The 14,675-nt window shown below is 60.0% G+C and carries 12 protein-coding genes; 4 read left to right on the top strand and 8 right to left on the bottom strand.

All coding sequences use genetic code 11. The features are described 5' to 3' along the window. Positions 1–139 precede the first annotated feature (139 nt). Together RY113_RS02430 and RY113_RS02425 are read left to right on the top strand one after the other, a co-directional pair. A complete protein-coding gene (locus tag RY113_RS02430) occupies positions 140–1,588 on the top strand; it encodes a cytosine permease (protein ID WP_315913175.1) in 1,449 nt (482 codons plus the stop codon). Between the two features lie 47 nt (positions 1,589–1,635). Next, on the top strand, positions 1,636–2,724 hold the full coding sequence (locus RY113_RS02425) for a histidinol-phosphate transaminase (protein ID WP_315913174.1): 1,089 nt from the start codon (positions 1,636–1,638) through the stop codon (positions 2,722–2,724). A gap of 65 nt (positions 2,725–2,789) precedes the next feature. Here the strand turns inward: RY113_RS02425 and RY113_RS02420 are convergent, their stop codons facing one another. The 3 genes from RY113_RS02420 to RY113_RS02410 all read right to left on the bottom strand — a co-directional run bounded on the left by RY113_RS02420 (position 2,790) and on the right by RY113_RS02410 (position 6,039). Beyond that, entirely contained in the window at positions 2,790–4,523 is a 1,734-nt protein-coding gene (locus tag RY113_RS02420) for an AarF/UbiB family protein (RefSeq protein ID WP_315913173.1), read from the bottom strand. A 5-nt stretch (positions 4,524–4,528) separates the two neighbouring features. Next, positions 4,529–5,068: a PadR family transcriptional regulator gene (locus RY113_RS02415; RefSeq protein WP_110107426.1), complete on the bottom strand. Its 540-nt coding sequence runs from the start codon at positions 5,066–5,068 to the stop codon at positions 4,529–4,531. A 131-nt stretch (positions 5,069–5,199) separates the two neighbouring features. Beyond that, positions 5,200–6,039 carry an IclR family transcriptional regulator gene (locus RY113_RS02410; RefSeq protein ID WP_211315163.1) on the bottom strand — a complete coding sequence of 280 codons (840 nt, stop codon included), beginning with the start codon at positions 6,037–6,039 and terminating at the stop codon, positions 5,200–5,202. A 143-nt stretch (positions 6,040–6,182) separates the two neighbouring features. On the opposite strand from RY113_RS02410, the gene RY113_RS02405 reads away from it, so the two are divergent. Further along, positions 6,183–7,364 carry a CaiB/BaiF CoA-transferase family protein gene (locus tag RY113_RS02405; protein WP_110107422.1) on the top strand — a complete coding sequence of 394 codons (1,182 nt, stop codon included), beginning with the start codon at positions 6,183–6,185 and terminating at the stop codon, positions 7,362–7,364. A 94-nt stretch (positions 7,365–7,458) separates the two neighbouring features. Further along, the gene (locus tag RY113_RS02400) at positions 7,459–7,941 is read left to right on the top strand and encodes a DUF3515 domain-containing protein (RefSeq protein WP_315913172.1); all 483 of its coding nucleotides are present in this window, start codon (positions 7,459–7,461) and stop codon (positions 7,939–7,941) included. 616 nt (positions 7,942–8,557) lie between these two features. On the opposite strand, the gene RY113_RS02395 is transcribed toward RY113_RS02400, so the two are convergent. The 5 genes from RY113_RS02395 to RY113_RS02375 form a co-directional block, all read right to left on the bottom strand. Next, entirely contained in the window at positions 8,558–9,706 is a 1,149-nt protein-coding gene (locus tag RY113_RS02395) for a class I SAM-dependent methyltransferase (RefSeq protein ID WP_315913171.1), read from the bottom strand. 75 nt (positions 9,707–9,781) lie between these two features. Then, the gene (locus RY113_RS02390; protein WP_315913170.1) at positions 9,782–11,689 is read right to left on the bottom strand and encodes a hypothetical protein; all 1,908 of its coding nucleotides are present in this window, start codon (positions 11,687–11,689) and stop codon (positions 9,782–9,784) included. A 5-nt stretch (positions 11,690–11,694) separates the two neighbouring features. Further along, positions 11,695–12,696 carry a hypothetical protein gene (locus RY113_RS02385; protein ID WP_315913169.1) on the bottom strand — a complete coding sequence of 334 codons (1,002 nt, stop codon included), beginning with the start codon at positions 12,694–12,696 and terminating at the stop codon, positions 11,695–11,697. Further along, positions 12,677–13,861 (bottom strand): sensor histidine kinase, encoded by a 1,185-nt coding sequence (locus RY113_RS02380; protein ID WP_146213089.1) that lies wholly within the window; start codon positions 13,859–13,861, stop codon positions 12,677–12,679. The genes RY113_RS02385 and RY113_RS02380 overlap by 20 nt, the downstream gene beginning before the upstream one ends. Positions 13,862–13,946: 85 nt before the next feature. Then, entirely contained in the window at positions 13,947–14,612 is a 666-nt protein-coding gene (locus RY113_RS02375; RefSeq protein ID WP_245932295.1) for a response regulator transcription factor, read from the bottom strand. Between the last annotated feature and the right edge of the window lie 63 nt (positions 14,613–14,675).

The following is a 14,675-nucleotide window of genomic DNA, read 5'->3' as shown; positions in this document are numbered from 1 at the left end:
CCCCAGATCACAGAAATAGGTCCTTAGTCTCGGAACACAGACGGCTTCAGTGAAGCACGTCACTGACCCGTGGTCTTTCGTGCTCAGATGGATTAAAGAAAATTCGGGGGACCCAAACCTATTCCAACGGAGGAATGACATGTCAAGGATTCAAACCGTACGAAAGAGTGGGCCGGCCATCGAACGCCGATCCATTGACTTCGTACCAGCCCGGGAGCGCCACGGCAAACCCTTTGGCCAGTTCACCCTCTGGTTTGGGGCGAACATGCAGATCACGGCGATCGTCACCGGCGCCCTCGCCGTCATCTTCGGGTCTACCGCATTTTGGGGCATCATCGGCTTGCTGATCGGAAACGTGCTCGGTGGCACCGTCATGGCATTGCACGCCGCTCAGGGCCCCAAGTTGGGCATGCCACAGATGATTTCCAGCCGCGCCCAGTTCGGTGTCTTCGGCGCCGTCATTCCGCTGATCCTGGTCATCGTCATGTACCTAGGCTTCGCGGCCACCGGCGCGGTCCTGGCCGGCCAGGCAGTGAATCAGATCATTCCCACCGGCAACCCCGCAGTGGGCGTCATCATCTTTGGTGCCTTGACGGTTCTGGTAGCCACGCTGGGCTACAAGTACATCCACATGCTGGGCCGCATCTCCACGATCGTGGGCATCATTGGCTTTAGCTACCTGGCCATCCAGCTTTTCTTGAAGCACGACGTCGGCTCCGTCATGGGCGTGAGTGGCTTCACCGTCACCACGTTCCTGCTCTCAATTTCCCTCAGTGCCGGCTGGCAGCTGACCTACGGGCCCTACGTTGCGGACTACTCCCGCTACTTGCCCTCTAACACCCCCGCCGGCAAGACGTTCTTTGCCTGCATGTCCGGTGCCGTCTTGGGCGCCCAGTGGTCCATGACTCTTGGGGCCATGTTCGCAGCAATCGCCATGCCTGCAGGCAAGGGCTTCCTTGATAACCAAGTGGCCTTCGTTGGTGACCTTGCAGGTGGCGGAGCCATCGCTGTCCTGATGTACATCGTGATTGTGGTGGGCAAGCTAACGGTCAACACGCTCAACGCTTACGGCGGCTATATGACCATCCTGACCTCGGTCAGCGCCTTCACCCGTCAACTGCGCTTCGCTCCTTGGGTCCGCTTTGCCTACGTCATCGGCTTCATCTCCGTCTCCGTGATCATTGCCCTGGTGGCATCGGATGACTTCATCTCTAACTTCAAAAACTTCGTGCTGCTGTTGCTGATGGTGTTCATCCCCTGGAGTTCCATCAACCTCGTTGACTTCTACTTCTCCTCGAAGGAAAAGGTTGATGTCCCTGCCCTCTACGACCCCAAGGGCCGCTACGGCGCGTGGAACGTCCCCGCACTGCTGACCTACCTGCTGGGCGTCCTGGTGCAGATCCCGTTCCTGGCCCAGACCCTGTATACCGGTCCCATCACGCCGCTACTGGGCGGCGCGGACATTTCCTGGATTGTGGGCTTGATTGTCACGGCAGCGGTCTACTACCCAGTGGCCAAGCGCTTCAACCACCCGCCGGCAGAGATGATCTACCCCGCCGACGACTCCGACGTCACAGCCAGCGTCTAAACCAGCGCCATCTGGCACCACCCGGGCCACACCGCAAGGAGCGTTCAGTGTCACATGCAACATCCCTTCCATCTCTGCCTGTTCCACGGGATGTAGTGGCCTCGCTGCCGGTCTATTCCAAGGCTGGCGGCGCGCTCGCTCCCTTGTGGCGCGCCTCCTCTAATGAATCGTTCTTGACTCCCTCCCCGGCGGTGCTGGCCGCGATTGGTTCCGCGGCCCAGCACTGCCAGCAGTACCCCACCATTGACGGTGATCCCCTGATCAAGGCACTGAGCCAGCAACTCGGCATTGCCCAAGACCTCTTGGTGACCGGCGGCGGTTCGCTCGCCGTGCTTCAGCAATTGCTGACCGCTTTTGCCGGGCCGGGCAAAGACGTTGTTTTTGCCTGGCGGAGCTACGAGGCATACCCCATTTTGGTTCGCCTCACCGGAGCCCTAGATGTTCAGGTCCCGCTGACCGCCAACCATCGGCACGATCTACCTGCCATGGCCCATGCAGTCACCGATTCCACCGCCGCCATAATCTTGTGCAGCCCCAACAATCCCACCGGAACAGTGCTGGGCAGCCAGGAACTGGAAGAGTTCTTGGCGAGCATCCCCGCCCATGTGCTGGTCGTCCTTGACCAGGCCTATCTGGAATTCACGGACGACGCCGAAACCTCCTTCCAGCACATCCTCACTTTGAGAGTCAAGTACCCAAATCTTGTCCTGTTGCGCACCTTTTCGAAGGCGTACGGTCTGGCCGGACTGCGTGCCGGCTTCTTGGTTGCTCATCCGGACATTTCCCGTCACGTCCGTGCCGTTTCACCGCCCTTTGGCTTGAATGCCGTCGCCGAGTCAGCCTCCGTTGCCGCACTGGCTGATACGGAAGCCCTAGCGGCCAATATCGCAACGGTTCGTGCGGGCCGCAGCAACCTTCAGGCGCAGCTGGCCGCTCGCGGCATCGATGTTCCTGCCAGTGGCGGGAACTTCCTTTGGCTGCCAGTGGGCGATGCATCGGCCGCACTAGAAGGGGCGTGCCTGGCCGAAAGCGTCAGTGTGCGCTGTTTTCCTGGCGAGGGTGTGCGCGTCAGCGTTGGCTCCCGCCAAGCCGAAGCCGCGGTACTGAGCGGCGTTGACAGGTGGCAGCGAAGCTAGTTGAGTTTAGTCACTGGCAGTACGCTCTGGCGGTACATACCCCGCCGCTCGTTGAGCGTAGGCATTTATCGCCGGCGGCCAACCCACATGCCGTGCAGCAATGCCAGCACTGACGCTCCCATCAGTACACTGCCCAGCACTATGTCCTCAGACCGCACCAGCGCACCGGCTATGAGCAGTGCTCCAAAAACCACTAACGAACCCAGCCGACGCGTTAAACCAAGCAATCTGGCATTCTGGCGTTCCAACCGGGGGTTCGTCACCGGCAGCGAGCCTTCTTCAATTCGTGAGAGAAACCCGTCCACGCGCCGGGGCAAGCGCAGCGTCAGGCTCACCGCCTCAACGGCTTGAGTCGCGGCGTCCTTGATGAAATTCCCGCCCTCCTCCCGCAACAGTTGAGCGGCAAAGGGTTCCACGGAATCCCATAGATTGTACTTAGCATCCAAGGAGCTACACACCCCTGAGGTCAGTGACATGGCCCGGATGATGAGCAGGAAATTCTCCGGCAGCTGGAATGGCAGTGAGCGCACCACATCACCGAACTCCTCTGCGAAATCAACAAAATCCCGGGGGTCAACTTCCCGAAGTTCGGCAAATCCCATCCCGCCAAACCGTGCGAACAGCTGCGTCAGCGCCCGTTCCAGCTCACCAGTGTCCGCCGAAGGCACCAGCACACCCACGTCATTGATAGCCGCAACGAGGCCCTTGCCGTCACGAGCAGCGGCCGCAATCAACAACTTGCGCAGACCGCTGCGGGTCTTAGGCGTGACCTCCCCCATCATGCCAAAATCAATGAACGTCAACTCCCAGCGTGGCTCCGTTTCAGAGACCGTGCCTGCGCCCGCTCCGGAATCAACGGCGGGGGTGATAAAGATATTGCCGGGGTGCGGGTCAGCATGGAAGAACCCGCTCGTGAACAACTGCTCGAACATGACACTGGCAAATACCGAGGCCACCTGCGCCGGATCTATACCCGCCGCACGCAGAGCCAACGCATCCGTTATTTTGATCGCCGTTACGTCCTCGAGTGTGAGCACTCGGCGTGTACAGCGTTCCCACACCACGGCGGGTACTCCCACGCGAGGATCCTGGGCAAAGTCGGCAGCGAAGCGTTCTGCACTAGCCGCCTCGTGCAGATAATCGATCTCCTCAAGGCTGGCCTGCGCAAATTCCTCCATCAGTGCTGGCATGTCCACGCGGCTGGAGACAATCCGGATCCTACTGAGCCAGCGCCCTACCCGGCGCAGTGCCGCAAGGTCCACTGCAACAATCTCACCAATGCCGGGGCGCTGAACTTTCAGCACCACGTTCTGGAGTCCGGTGCGCTGGGCATCGTCGGAACGGAGCTGGGCACGGTGCGCCTGTCCCAGGGATGCCGCGGCTACCGGTACTTCGTCAACGTAGACAAAGATGTTCTCCAGCGGCGCACCCAACTCAGCCTCGGCCAGCCTGCGGATCTGCGCAAACGCAACAGCCGGGACTTCGTCTTGGAGCCCTTCTAGCTCGGCAGTGAGCTCGGGAGGCAGCACATCTAGTCTGGAGGACATAAACTGACCTACCTTGATCATCAAGCCACCCAGGTTCAGCGCGAGCGTGCGGAAGCGCTGGGCAAAGCGCTTCATGCGCGCCGGGCGCGTGCGCGAAGAGATGCTTCCCAGCCCAATGCGGGGCAGGAACAGTTCAAACCACCACGTCACCAACAGGTGCCAGGCGGCAAAGCGCAGGATGCGCCGGTAGCGAGCGCGGGCAGCCCCCGCACTCACTACCGTTTCTGCCGGGTCTCGATGCTCCGACGCCACCCTTCTCAGCCTTGGGCGAGGATAGTGTAGAGCCGCCGCCGCGCCTCATCGAGGACTTCGACAGCCTCTTGAACTTGCTTTTTGTTCCCTGTCCGCCCTACCTGAGCGGCAGCCTGGGCAAGCTCCATACCAGCCTTGGGTAGCGCAGCAAATCCGCCAGACCCCGGGGCCGTTGAGTCCCACGGCGCTGCTGCATCACTGCCTTGGACCTCTTCCCGCCCAGCCTCAGTGAGCGAGTAGATCTTGCGCCCATTGGATTCCTCGGCCGCGATGGTGCCCTCATCAGCCAAGAGCTGCAAGGTGGGGTAAACGGAGCCAGCGCTGGGCTTCCAGTTACCACCGCTGCGTTCCTCAATTTCCCGGATGATCTGGTAGCCGTGCATGGGTTCCTCGGCGAGCAGTGCCAGTACGGCCGCCCGTACCTCACCGCGGCCGGCTCGGGTTCCGGGGCGCTTTTCAAACCGTGAACGCAATTCTTCAACTGCTTGCCAGACACCATCAATATTGGCGCCGCCGAACCCACCGACTGGGAATGAGTTATGCATTTTGCTCTCCTCAAATAAATTTTGAACGATACACGAACGATAGTTAACGATATACCCGCAAGACTGTCGAAAACAATGGCTTCGAAGGAGAGTTTATAGTTGCGTGGTCCGCTAGCTGCGCGCCGAGCGCATTAAATATTGGGGCGTAGCCGCCGGGAGATTTCCCTTGCACACCGGTTCACCTCTGGCAGCCACTGCGTTTTTAGATCTTCTAGCTGGACCGCGCGCTCCTGAATCACTCCCTCAAGGGCATTTTTGGCCGCCGCTGCCGGGCTCAACGCGGGACGGTTGGACACGGTCAAAGTCACGCTGGCTAGGGCATGGCCGCTGCGGTCAAGAACAGGAACAGCCAAGCTGGAGAAACCGTTCGTTACCTCGTCCTCTTCCCAGGAAAATCCTCTTTCCCGAACCAAGGCCAATAGCTCCTTGAGCGCCTGAACCGAATGCACACCGTTTTCATAGCGTTGGGGGAATGCTTCAGGCCCCGGATAGAGGGCGTCCAACTGCTCCGCTGGCATGGTGGCCAACATGGCGCGCCCACTTGCGGTCAGGTGGGCGGGAAGCCTGACACCCGGATTGGTCACCAGCGTGGCTTGTCGCTTTGCCCGCTCCTCAATGACGTAGATAACTTCACGCCCATGCATCACTGCAAGGTGCGCCGTGCGTCTACTGCGCTCAACCAGTTGGGCCATGGGGAAGCGGGCCAGGCGCTGCAGCGGAACTTGGCGGGAGTAGCCCGTACCTAATTCATGCGCGGTCACACCCAGCGCATACTTGCGCTCTTCGGGCAGGTGCACCACAAAGCCGTCATCTATCAGCGCTGACAGCAGATGGTAGGTGGTTGAGCGGGGCAGCTCCACGTCCCGGGCAATTGACGCGGCCCCCACGGGTCCGGCTTGCGATGCGATATAGCGCAACATAGCCAACACGTTCCTGGCTGCGGGCACTTGGGGTAAATTCACAGAACTCATACGGCCATTGTATTCCGCGTAAGTCTGTGATTACAGACGTACAGCGAGCCAGTTAATTGTTTTGCGTCCCCTTTCAATGCTGTGATGGAAGTAACTTGCGCCCTAGACCCGGGCCCAGCAACCTTCTAAGGACCATATCTGCGATGATCACTTCCGCCAGCCCCGAGCCCCTCCCCGCCGCACTGAACCGTCCCGGATCCCTTCAAGGCCTGCGAGTGCTGGATCTTTCCCGGGTCCTGGCGGGACCGTTCTGCGCCATGATCTTGGCCGATCTGGGCGCTGAAGTCATCAAGGTGGAGAGCCCGGACGGCGACGACTCCCGCCATTTTGGTCCCTGGTACAACGGAGAATCGGCTTACTACCGCCTGTTCAACCGCAGCAAGTACGGCATCACCATGGACCTGAAGGTTGCACAGGAACGTGAGCGCCTGCTCGCCTTGGTGAGGCGCTCCGACATCGTCATTGAAAACTTCCGGCCCGGCGTCATGGACAGGTTGGGGCTCTCCGCGGCAAGTCTGATGGTGGAAAACCCCAGACTCGTCATTGTCAGCATCTCCGGTTTTGGGCAAGATGGGCCACTCAAAAATGCGCCGGCCTATGACCTGATCGCCCAAGCCATGAGCGGGCTCATGTCCATCACCGGCCTGCGCGGCGGGGATCCAACCCGAGTTGGTATCAGCATTGGTGACATAGTTCCGGGCCTCTACGGGGCTATTGCGGCCCTTGCTGCCATCAATGAACGGCACAACACCGGCCGGGGCCAGCACATCGACGTGGCCATGCTGGACAGCCTGGTTTCCGTCCTGGAATCGGTGGGCATGCGGGCCTTACACGGCGAAGAACCGGTGGCCTGCGGCAACGACCACGCCATGTCCACCCCGTTTAGCACCTACCAAACCGGCCGCGGCTCCATCGCCATCGCCATCGCGGGAGATCGTCTGTTCCCCCGGCTGACAGAGGCGCTGAATCGTTCCGAGTGGCTCGAGGATGAACGTTTCAACGAACAAACCCGCCGCAACGAATTCCCTGTTGAATTCCGGGCGGCACTGGAAGAAGCACTGCAGCCCTTCACAGACGACGAGGCACTGGAACTGCTCGCGGCCCACCATGTTCCGGTCTCCAAGGTGCACACCGTCAATGAGGCCCTCAGCAGCGAACATGCTGCACACCGCGGCAATGTGGCCATAGAGTCGGACGGTTTCAAGACACTGGCCTCACCGCTGCGGCTGACCGGTTCAGTTGCGCCCTCCCCCGCCCCGACGCTTGGCCAGCACAACGGTTTGCTCGGCAACTGGATCGAAGGACCCGAGCGCACTGGCCTCTAGGGAAGCTACAAGCTCTAGAAAAGCTATAAGGCCCGCAGCGCGGCGCCACGGCCTCCGGGTTCGTGGCGCTGCGCCAAGCCGTTAGGCTTGGATCATGCGTTTTTTTGCGTCTTCTGCCCTGCGTACCGCCACCATTGCCGCTTCTGCCCTGCTCGTACTCACGGCGTGCACCCCAGCGGTGACCATCGATGTAGCGCCCGATGCCAACAATCCGGCCTGTGCCCCCATGATGGTGGCTCTGCCTGATTCACTTGCCGACGCGAAGCGCCGCACCACCTCCAGCCAAGCGACAGCGGCGTGGGGTGAACCTGCTGCGGTGCTTCTGCGGTGCGGCGTACAGGTACCCGGCCCCACCACTGACAGGTGTGTCACCGTCAATGGTGTGGACTGGGTCATCAAGGAGGGTGAGGACACGTGGACGTTCACCACCTATGGCCGAAACCCCGCGACAGAAGTGATCCTGGGAGATAACAAGGTCCCCTCGGACACCGTGCTGACCCAGATCTCGGCGGCAGCAGCAAAGATTCCGGCTACCGGCGGATGTGTGGGCCTTGGCGACGCAGCCACCCAGAAGTAACCGGAGAGTAACAGCACTCCGGTGCTAGCCGGATAAGGGCGGAAATTTGGCTTGAGTCCTTAGCGCAACCCGGAGTTATCCAGGTGTAGGACCAAAGCGTCCGAGGCGAGGGCATCAGCGATAGTCAAAATGGCGCCGTCCGTCCTTGAGGGCAATGGACTGGCCATCAACGCTTGGTGCGGTCCCCACAGTGGCAAGCGTAAAGGAAAGCACGTTGGCACCTCGAGACTTTCTGAGCCCCAGCGTCATGGCGGCCAAGGTCTTGGCGCCCAATCCCTCGTCGGTGCAGACAGTTGAGCACGCCTTCGACGCTGAACCCTCCTGGGCCTTGACAGGCGGGTGGCCTCATATGAGAAGGCATCGCTGATCTACTTTGACTGGCTGTTGGAGCTGTTAGCTAGATTCACCACGAATGCTCCGCTAAGAATGGCTCTCACGAGGAACAGCCTCAAGAAAAAAGCAGGGATACATTGCGTCGAGCTTTCCAGCTTTTACCGGTAGGCAGGGGAATCTCAGCGTCATCATTCATGGACGCAATTTTGCCACGCCCACACACAAACACCGGACCGGATCCGCACACAGCGAGTCTTTCCGGACCCCGCAAATGGTCAACGTCTCAGGAAGCCAAGGCTTTGGCAGCTAGTTTCCACAAGGACGTGACTTCCTGTGACCGGGCGGCAAAGAAGGGGTCAGCGGTATCCATGGATCGCGGGTGCCGTGCCGGCGTGTCAAGCTTCTCCAGCACTTGCAGGCCGCCAGCATCAATCCATCCCAGCAGCTCCTCCCGGGAACGCAGACCCAGGTGTTCGGCCAGGTCCGAGATGATGAGCCACCCTTCGCCTTCGGGCTCCAGATGCTTGGCCAAGCCGGCCAAGAATGCCTTGAGCATACGACTCTTGGGATCGTAGACAGCGTGGTCCAGCACGGAGTTGGCTGTGCCGGGGAGCCAAGGCGGGTTGCACACCACCAAGGGTGCTTTCCCTTCCGGGAACATGCTCATTTGGACGGCCTCGAAGGAATCTGAGAAGCCAAGATCAGCCACGTTCTCTTGCGCGCAGGCGATTGCTGGAGCTTCAGTGTCAGTACCCACTACTTTTTTCACCCCGCGTTTGGCGAGGATGGCAGCCAACACGCCGGTGCCTGTGCCAATGTCGAAGGCCAGTTCCTTTGAGGGCAGGGCAGCAGAGTTTACAAGAGCTAAATACTCACTTCGGATGGGGGCAAAAGTGCCGTAATGAGGACGGATCACAGCATCGAGTTCCTGCACAAACAATCCGTTGCGCCGCCATTCCAAAGCACCGATGGAACCCAGCACATCCTGCAACGGAGCCACAGTGGTCTCCTCCACGGGACCTGCTGCCAAGAGCCACGCCTGGCTGACATCCGGGGCGCGGCGCAATGCCACGGCGGGGCCGGAAGCCAGCGGCACCAGCACGCGCCCAAGCATCTTGGCCCTTTGTGTCCGTCCCTGGCGGTAGCGGTAGAACGCTTGGGCCACTGATTCGCCGTCGAGCCTTGAAAAAACAGGCAGCCGGCGGGCCATGGCCGAAAGAAGCTGGCGGGCATTGTGGTAATCGCCTAGCCAAAGCAAAGCTGTCCCCTGTGCAGCGAGCCGGTAGGCCTCATCCGCGGTGAGAGAATCATCCACAGCCAGCACTTTTTTGGGCATGGCTGCCCCACTGGCGCTCACCCACAGGGCGCTCTGTTCGGCGCCGTTGTGGGTCCACCGAATAATGTTCGGCTGCTGTACGGGCTCAGTACTCATGGGGAAGGCTCCTAGAATGTTGCCTGCGCCATGATGTGCGTGGTGTGCTGAGGCAGGATGCGACCAGCGTCCAGTTTATCCCTTGAAGGACGCTAACATTTTTTGGATAGCCCTAAATTCACCACCCTTGGCATACTCCTGGGCGGCCGCAATGGTCTCAAAGCCGTCGCTGTGGGCAAACATGACATACCGCTGTGTCTGGTTTTGTGCGCGTGATCTCACACCGGTTTCAACCACCACTTGACCCTCCAGCCGGCCAACAGCCAGCTCCTTCAATGCCGCACCATCCGTGCTGCGCGTGGACAAGGACATGGAGAATTGCACCTTGTGATCCGCCAAGTCCCGGGTGCGCAGTTGCGGCTGAGACGAAAGATCCATCGCCACCGCCCGCACCTCAGCCCCTGGGATGCGCGTGGGTGCGGCGTCAGATCCGCCCCCTAGATGGCTCACGGGACGGAGGTCAACGGGGCCACTGACATGGGCGCCGTCCTCCACGTTCATGGCGGCCTTGCGGTTGCCCTGATGGTCGTACACCACCAAGGCGTTGCTGGCACCAAATTGCGGGTTGACCGAGCCATCCATGACGGTCCACCCGACGGGGTGCTCAAAACTGATTCTTGCATCATTGAGTGTGCCCGAATATGTGCTCCATTCCATGGCGCCGGCAATGGCTACGCTGGTGCCCTGGCCAGGTTGGAGCTCATCCCATTCTAGGATTGCGGCTCCCGCCACCACATCTGGCACGGCATTGACTGCACCGAGCAAAACATCCATGCGCTGGCTAATCTCCAGGGACGTTGCCACGCAATTCATGAAATCCTTCACGAAGGGCGCAGCCCAAGATTCCTTAAGAGCCAGCTCCTCCTTGTTTGCCTCGAGTAAGGGCGCCACGCAAGCGGCCGTGCGGCTGGCATCAATGGTGGCCGGCTCAATAGCGTCATCCAGGGTGGTCTGCACCACCGTGGCCACGTATTTCAGGAGGAACATGGCCGGGTAGGGGCGCAGTTCCCATTCCTGATGTTCGACGCCGGCTGCCGCGGTTTCGTACTCCATCACCACCCCTGGCAGAGCGCCGACCAGATCTTTGTGCCGTTCCAGCAACGGCTGGAGAACTTGGCGGAAATAAGGTTGGAGCAGCTTTTCATCGAGGACCGGGGCTCCCAGAAGCTTTTCATGGGAGGCAACGCGCAGCGGCACAGCTGATTTCGCCGCCACCGCGACCACCAGCATGCCGTTGTGCTCCCGCAAACAGGCCCACGAGCCTGTTGTGGCTGAGGCTGTGGCTGAGGCTGCAGTGAACCTCATGCCAGCTACCGAGGCAGGTTTATCCGCGCACGGTGGTTTGTTGGCGGTTTCCGTGGCCGCTAAAGTGCGTGACACCTCGCCCAGCAGCGAGGAAACGTCCGCGTAGACAGCCCAAAAGGTTCCACCGGCCGGAACCTGGGCGGAGATTCGGCCAGTGTTTGTCTCTCCTATCAGCGACACCCTGAGTAAGTCCGGCACTTCTTCTCCGCTGCGCAGGTGGGCCAATGCCAAAGAAGCTGGTGCGGGATCAAGCCCCGACCTTTCCGGAACGCGGGACAGGGCTATGGTGATAGTCATTGACGTGCCTGCTGCCAGCTCTTCACCCACTGTGACGGTCAGCTGGTCACTGGCCGCAGGAAGCAGTTCCACGCCAGCGGTGCTGGCTTTTGCAGGCGGTTGTGTTGGAGGCGGTTGTGTTGGAGGCGGTGGCACCGCCGCTTTGATGGAGGCACTCACAGTGGTTCCTGGTGCTACGGCTCCACCGGGCAGGCTCACCGTAGCGCGGTCCACTTCCAGCAGCACTCCATCCGCGGTGGCGGTTCCCTCCGCTGCAAGCCGTTCACCGGCCGGTGGCGCCAGTGTGCAGCCCGTGAGTACCAGGGCCAGTAGCAAAACCAGCGCACGGCCCATGGCTCTTGAAGGTACGCGGGCAGGAACGAATTCCGGGGTCTTTATCAAAGGTTCTACCTGTCCGGTTCAGAGTGGAGGACGCTGATTTCAGCATAAGTTTCAAACTGGTCTGCTGATTCGTCGAAAGCGAGGAACGTGACAGTGGGGACTTCCCCTACAGGCAAGGCGCGCACTCGCACCGTTCCCGCCTGCGCTTGGGCCAAAACTTCCAATAGCTTCCGGGACACGTCAGCAGCGATGGCGCCAGGCAGAGGCGCTTTCCTGTCATCAAGCAGATCAACTTTGACGCCGCGTTTGCGGGCAGCAAGGGCAGCATCCGGGACTCCCCCGGTCACCAGCGTCCTGCCGCGCATCTGATCGCGCAACCCGGCTTCCAGAAACGTCAATTCCCTGCGCTGTTCATCCGTCAGCTTCGAGCAGGCAATCGCTTCCAGTGCCGGACGCGTAGCCTCCTGCAATTCCACCAGCCGTTGCGCCCGGTAAATATTGTGGGCCTCTTCCCATGCCAGCCTGAGGGCAGCCTTCTGACTCTGCTCCGAGTAGACCGCAATGTTGTTCCTACTGCGTCCCAAGACCATCAGGACGGCCGTGGCAATCACCATCCACATAATGGGGGTCAACACTAACGCCAACCCGTCAACAAGAGATAACCCATGGCCCAGAGAAGCTCTCATGTCAAGAGCGGCGAAGGCTCCCATGCCAAGCCATGCCAAGGACGTTCGTCCTCGGAATGCTAAGGCCACCAGGAGCATCTGAATAGCGCCGTTTTGCCATGCCGCATAGCCTGGATGAATCCCAAGCGGCAGAACACTTGTCACCAGCAATTCCATGACCACAACCCCGGCAACAACAAGCCACGCTGATTTCAACGGTATGGCCCCACTGTCCATATCCACGCACAAAAGCACCACCAGACCCAGACAGATCACCATGGCCAAAAGGTACTGCCATAAAGAACTGACCTTAGCCGTGTTGGCTAGCCCCATAATCACATGAGCGATGGGCATGCACGTGGCGAAGACCAGAACCAGCCACTTAGTTCTGAGCTGATCCATGATGCCCTCCGTCCGTGCTCCATTCCAGCCGCACCAGCGTCCCTGTACTAGGACTTGAAGTCACTGCGGCCTTGCCCTGGACACCCAGCATTCGTTCCACGATGGAAACCTTGATGCCCATGCGCTCCATGGCAATATCCGCTACATCGAAACCTGGCCCATTATCCGCGATCTCAACGGCTACCTGGGGCTTTCCAATGACCTGTGACGCTGGAAAAAATACCGTCACAGCAGGCAATGAACCGGGAGCGTGCGCAATGCTGTTCTTAACCGCCTCTGTGGTGGCTTCAACTATGGCCCGGCCAGCAACCAGGGAAAGACTTGCCGGTGCCTGCGAACCAGGGGGCGGGACGTCAAAGGAGCCTCCGTGCAGGGATACAGCCACCCTCATCCGGCCCAGCCACTCCGCAATGGTGAGTTCGGCAGCCACAGAGGTCGCCTCCCCCACTGCATCCATCTGGGCTAGAGCCAGCCGGGCGGTCTTCCGCGACGCCGCCACAACCTCTGGGGTCACGGCTTGGGAGGCCACAATCAACGTGCTCAGCACAATGTCATGGGTGAGGGCATCCAGGCGCATGCGTTCTACAGTGATAGCTTCGGAACGGGCCGCAGCAGCGAACTTCTCCAATGCCGTGACTGCCGCTGATTCTGATTCTTGAACGGCCTGACGCAGTGCCCAAATGGGGGCGACAATGACTGCAGTCATGGCTGCTGTCAGCAAAGCATCCTGCCACGAATCTGCCCAGGCCCGGGAAGAACCGGCCGGCATGGCGGGAATGAGCAACACCAGGAGCGTAAAACAAAATCCGTACAAGCTGGCCATACGGGTGTTTTTGGCCACAGCAGCCAGTCCCACCCCGGCACCGGCAATGCCCCACGACCAAGGCCGTGCATCCGGGCCAAGCGAATTACCAATCAGGCCCAGATGCCACAACAAGAACCCCACCAGGAGCAACCAGGCCACAGTACCTGCGAAGATTCGGCGCAACCCTTGCCGTTGGGTAGGCACCATGACGGCAACCACCAGCACCGGGATCAGGACAACAATAACTGTGTACCAAACGTGGGCAGGACCGCCCGTATCCTGCAGCAGATCAGGCAGCGCCAACGCCACTAACAGTAGTGAAAACACCCCAATGGAGCGGGCCAACACTAATTCCGTCATCTGCACTGTGTTGGGTAGCAGAGCGCTGTTTGGTTGCGGTACAGGCAAGAGCTCCCCTTAGGGTCAATAAACGCTTAGTTGTGTACTAGCTCAATCCCGTGGGAATGATTCCGTCTTCCAAAGCGCGGTGATAGAGCTCCAATTTGGTGGGCGCATACCGGCCGGCCGCCGCATATTTTTCTCGAATACGCTTGATGTTGGTGCCCACGGTATTCACCGAGACATTCATGCGCCGAGCAATCTGGACCCCGGTAAACCCGGTGGCATAAAACTTAAGAGTTTCCCGTTCGCGATCACTGAGCTCGGCCGCCATAAAAAGTGAATCCGAGGAAATGGCGATGGCCAGTTCCTGGCTCGCAATGGTCTCTCCTGCTGCAACCCTGCGAACCATGTCCAGAGCGTCCTTGACGTCATCACCCTTGCGCGCGATCCCGGCGGCCCCGGCCGCCAAAGCAGATTTGATGGCGTCGGTGTTCTCGGCCACGCTAAAAACCAGAACCGGATAGCCCGCATCCACCAAGAGGCGCACATTTTCTCCTGGCTCCGACGCGTCCGCAAGGGACAAATCAAGGACCACAACATCTAACATGCTTACTGGCGATTGCAGCAGTTGCGGAACAGTTTCAGCAGCGAGAACTACCTTGATGCCCTGGAGCGCAAATTTGGCATCCATGGCGGCAGCCGCCGAAAAGCCAATCCGCACCACTTCACTGTCATCAACAATACCCACCCGAATTATTGGACCGACCATCGCAAAGCACTCCTCCTACCAGACGGCTATAGGGACAGCATAGGGGCGGGGTGTGAGTTTAGT

Origin of the sequence: Arthrobacter sp. lap29 (genome assembly GCF_032458965.1) — a bacterium.
Classification (GTDB): domain Bacteria; phylum Actinomycetota; class Actinomycetes; order Actinomycetales; family Micrococcaceae; genus Specibacter; species Specibacter psychrochitiniphilus.
This window is presented reverse-complemented; position numbering and strand designations above follow the sequence as displayed.

Coding starts and splice junctions, on each gene's coding strand:
- RY113_RS02430 (WP_315913175.1), top strand. CDS start 140: ATGTCAAGGATTCAAACCGTACGAAAGAGTGGGCCGGCCATCGAACGC.
- RY113_RS02415 (WP_110107426.1), bottom strand. CDS start 5,068: ATGCATAACTCATTCCCAGTCGGTGGGTTCGGCGGCGCCAATATTGAT.
- RY113_RS02410 (WP_211315163.1), bottom strand. CDS start 6,039: ATGAGTTCTGTGAATTTACCCCAAGTGCCCGCAGCCAGGAACGTGTTG.
- RY113_RS02405 (WP_110107422.1), top strand. CDS start 6,183: ATGATCACTTCCGCCAGCCCCGAGCCCCTCCCCGCCGCACTGAACCGT.
- RY113_RS02400 (WP_315913172.1), top strand. CDS start 7,459: ATGCGTTTTTTTGCGTCTTCTGCCCTGCGTACCGCCACCATTGCCGCT.
- RY113_RS02395 (WP_315913171.1), bottom strand. CDS start 9,706: ATGAGTACTGAGCCCGTACAGCAGCCGAACATTATTCGGTGGACCCAC.
- RY113_RS02385 (WP_315913169.1), bottom strand. CDS start 12,696: ATGGATCAGCTCAGAACTAAGTGGCTGGTTCTGGTCTTCGCCACGTGC.
- RY113_RS02380 (WP_146213089.1), bottom strand. CDS start 13,861: ATGACGGAATTAGTGTTGGCCCGCTCCATTGGGGTGTTTTCACTACTG.
- RY113_RS02375 (WP_245932295.1), bottom strand. CDS start 14,612: ATGGTCGGTCCAATAATTCGGGTGGGTATTGTTGATGACAGTGAAGTG.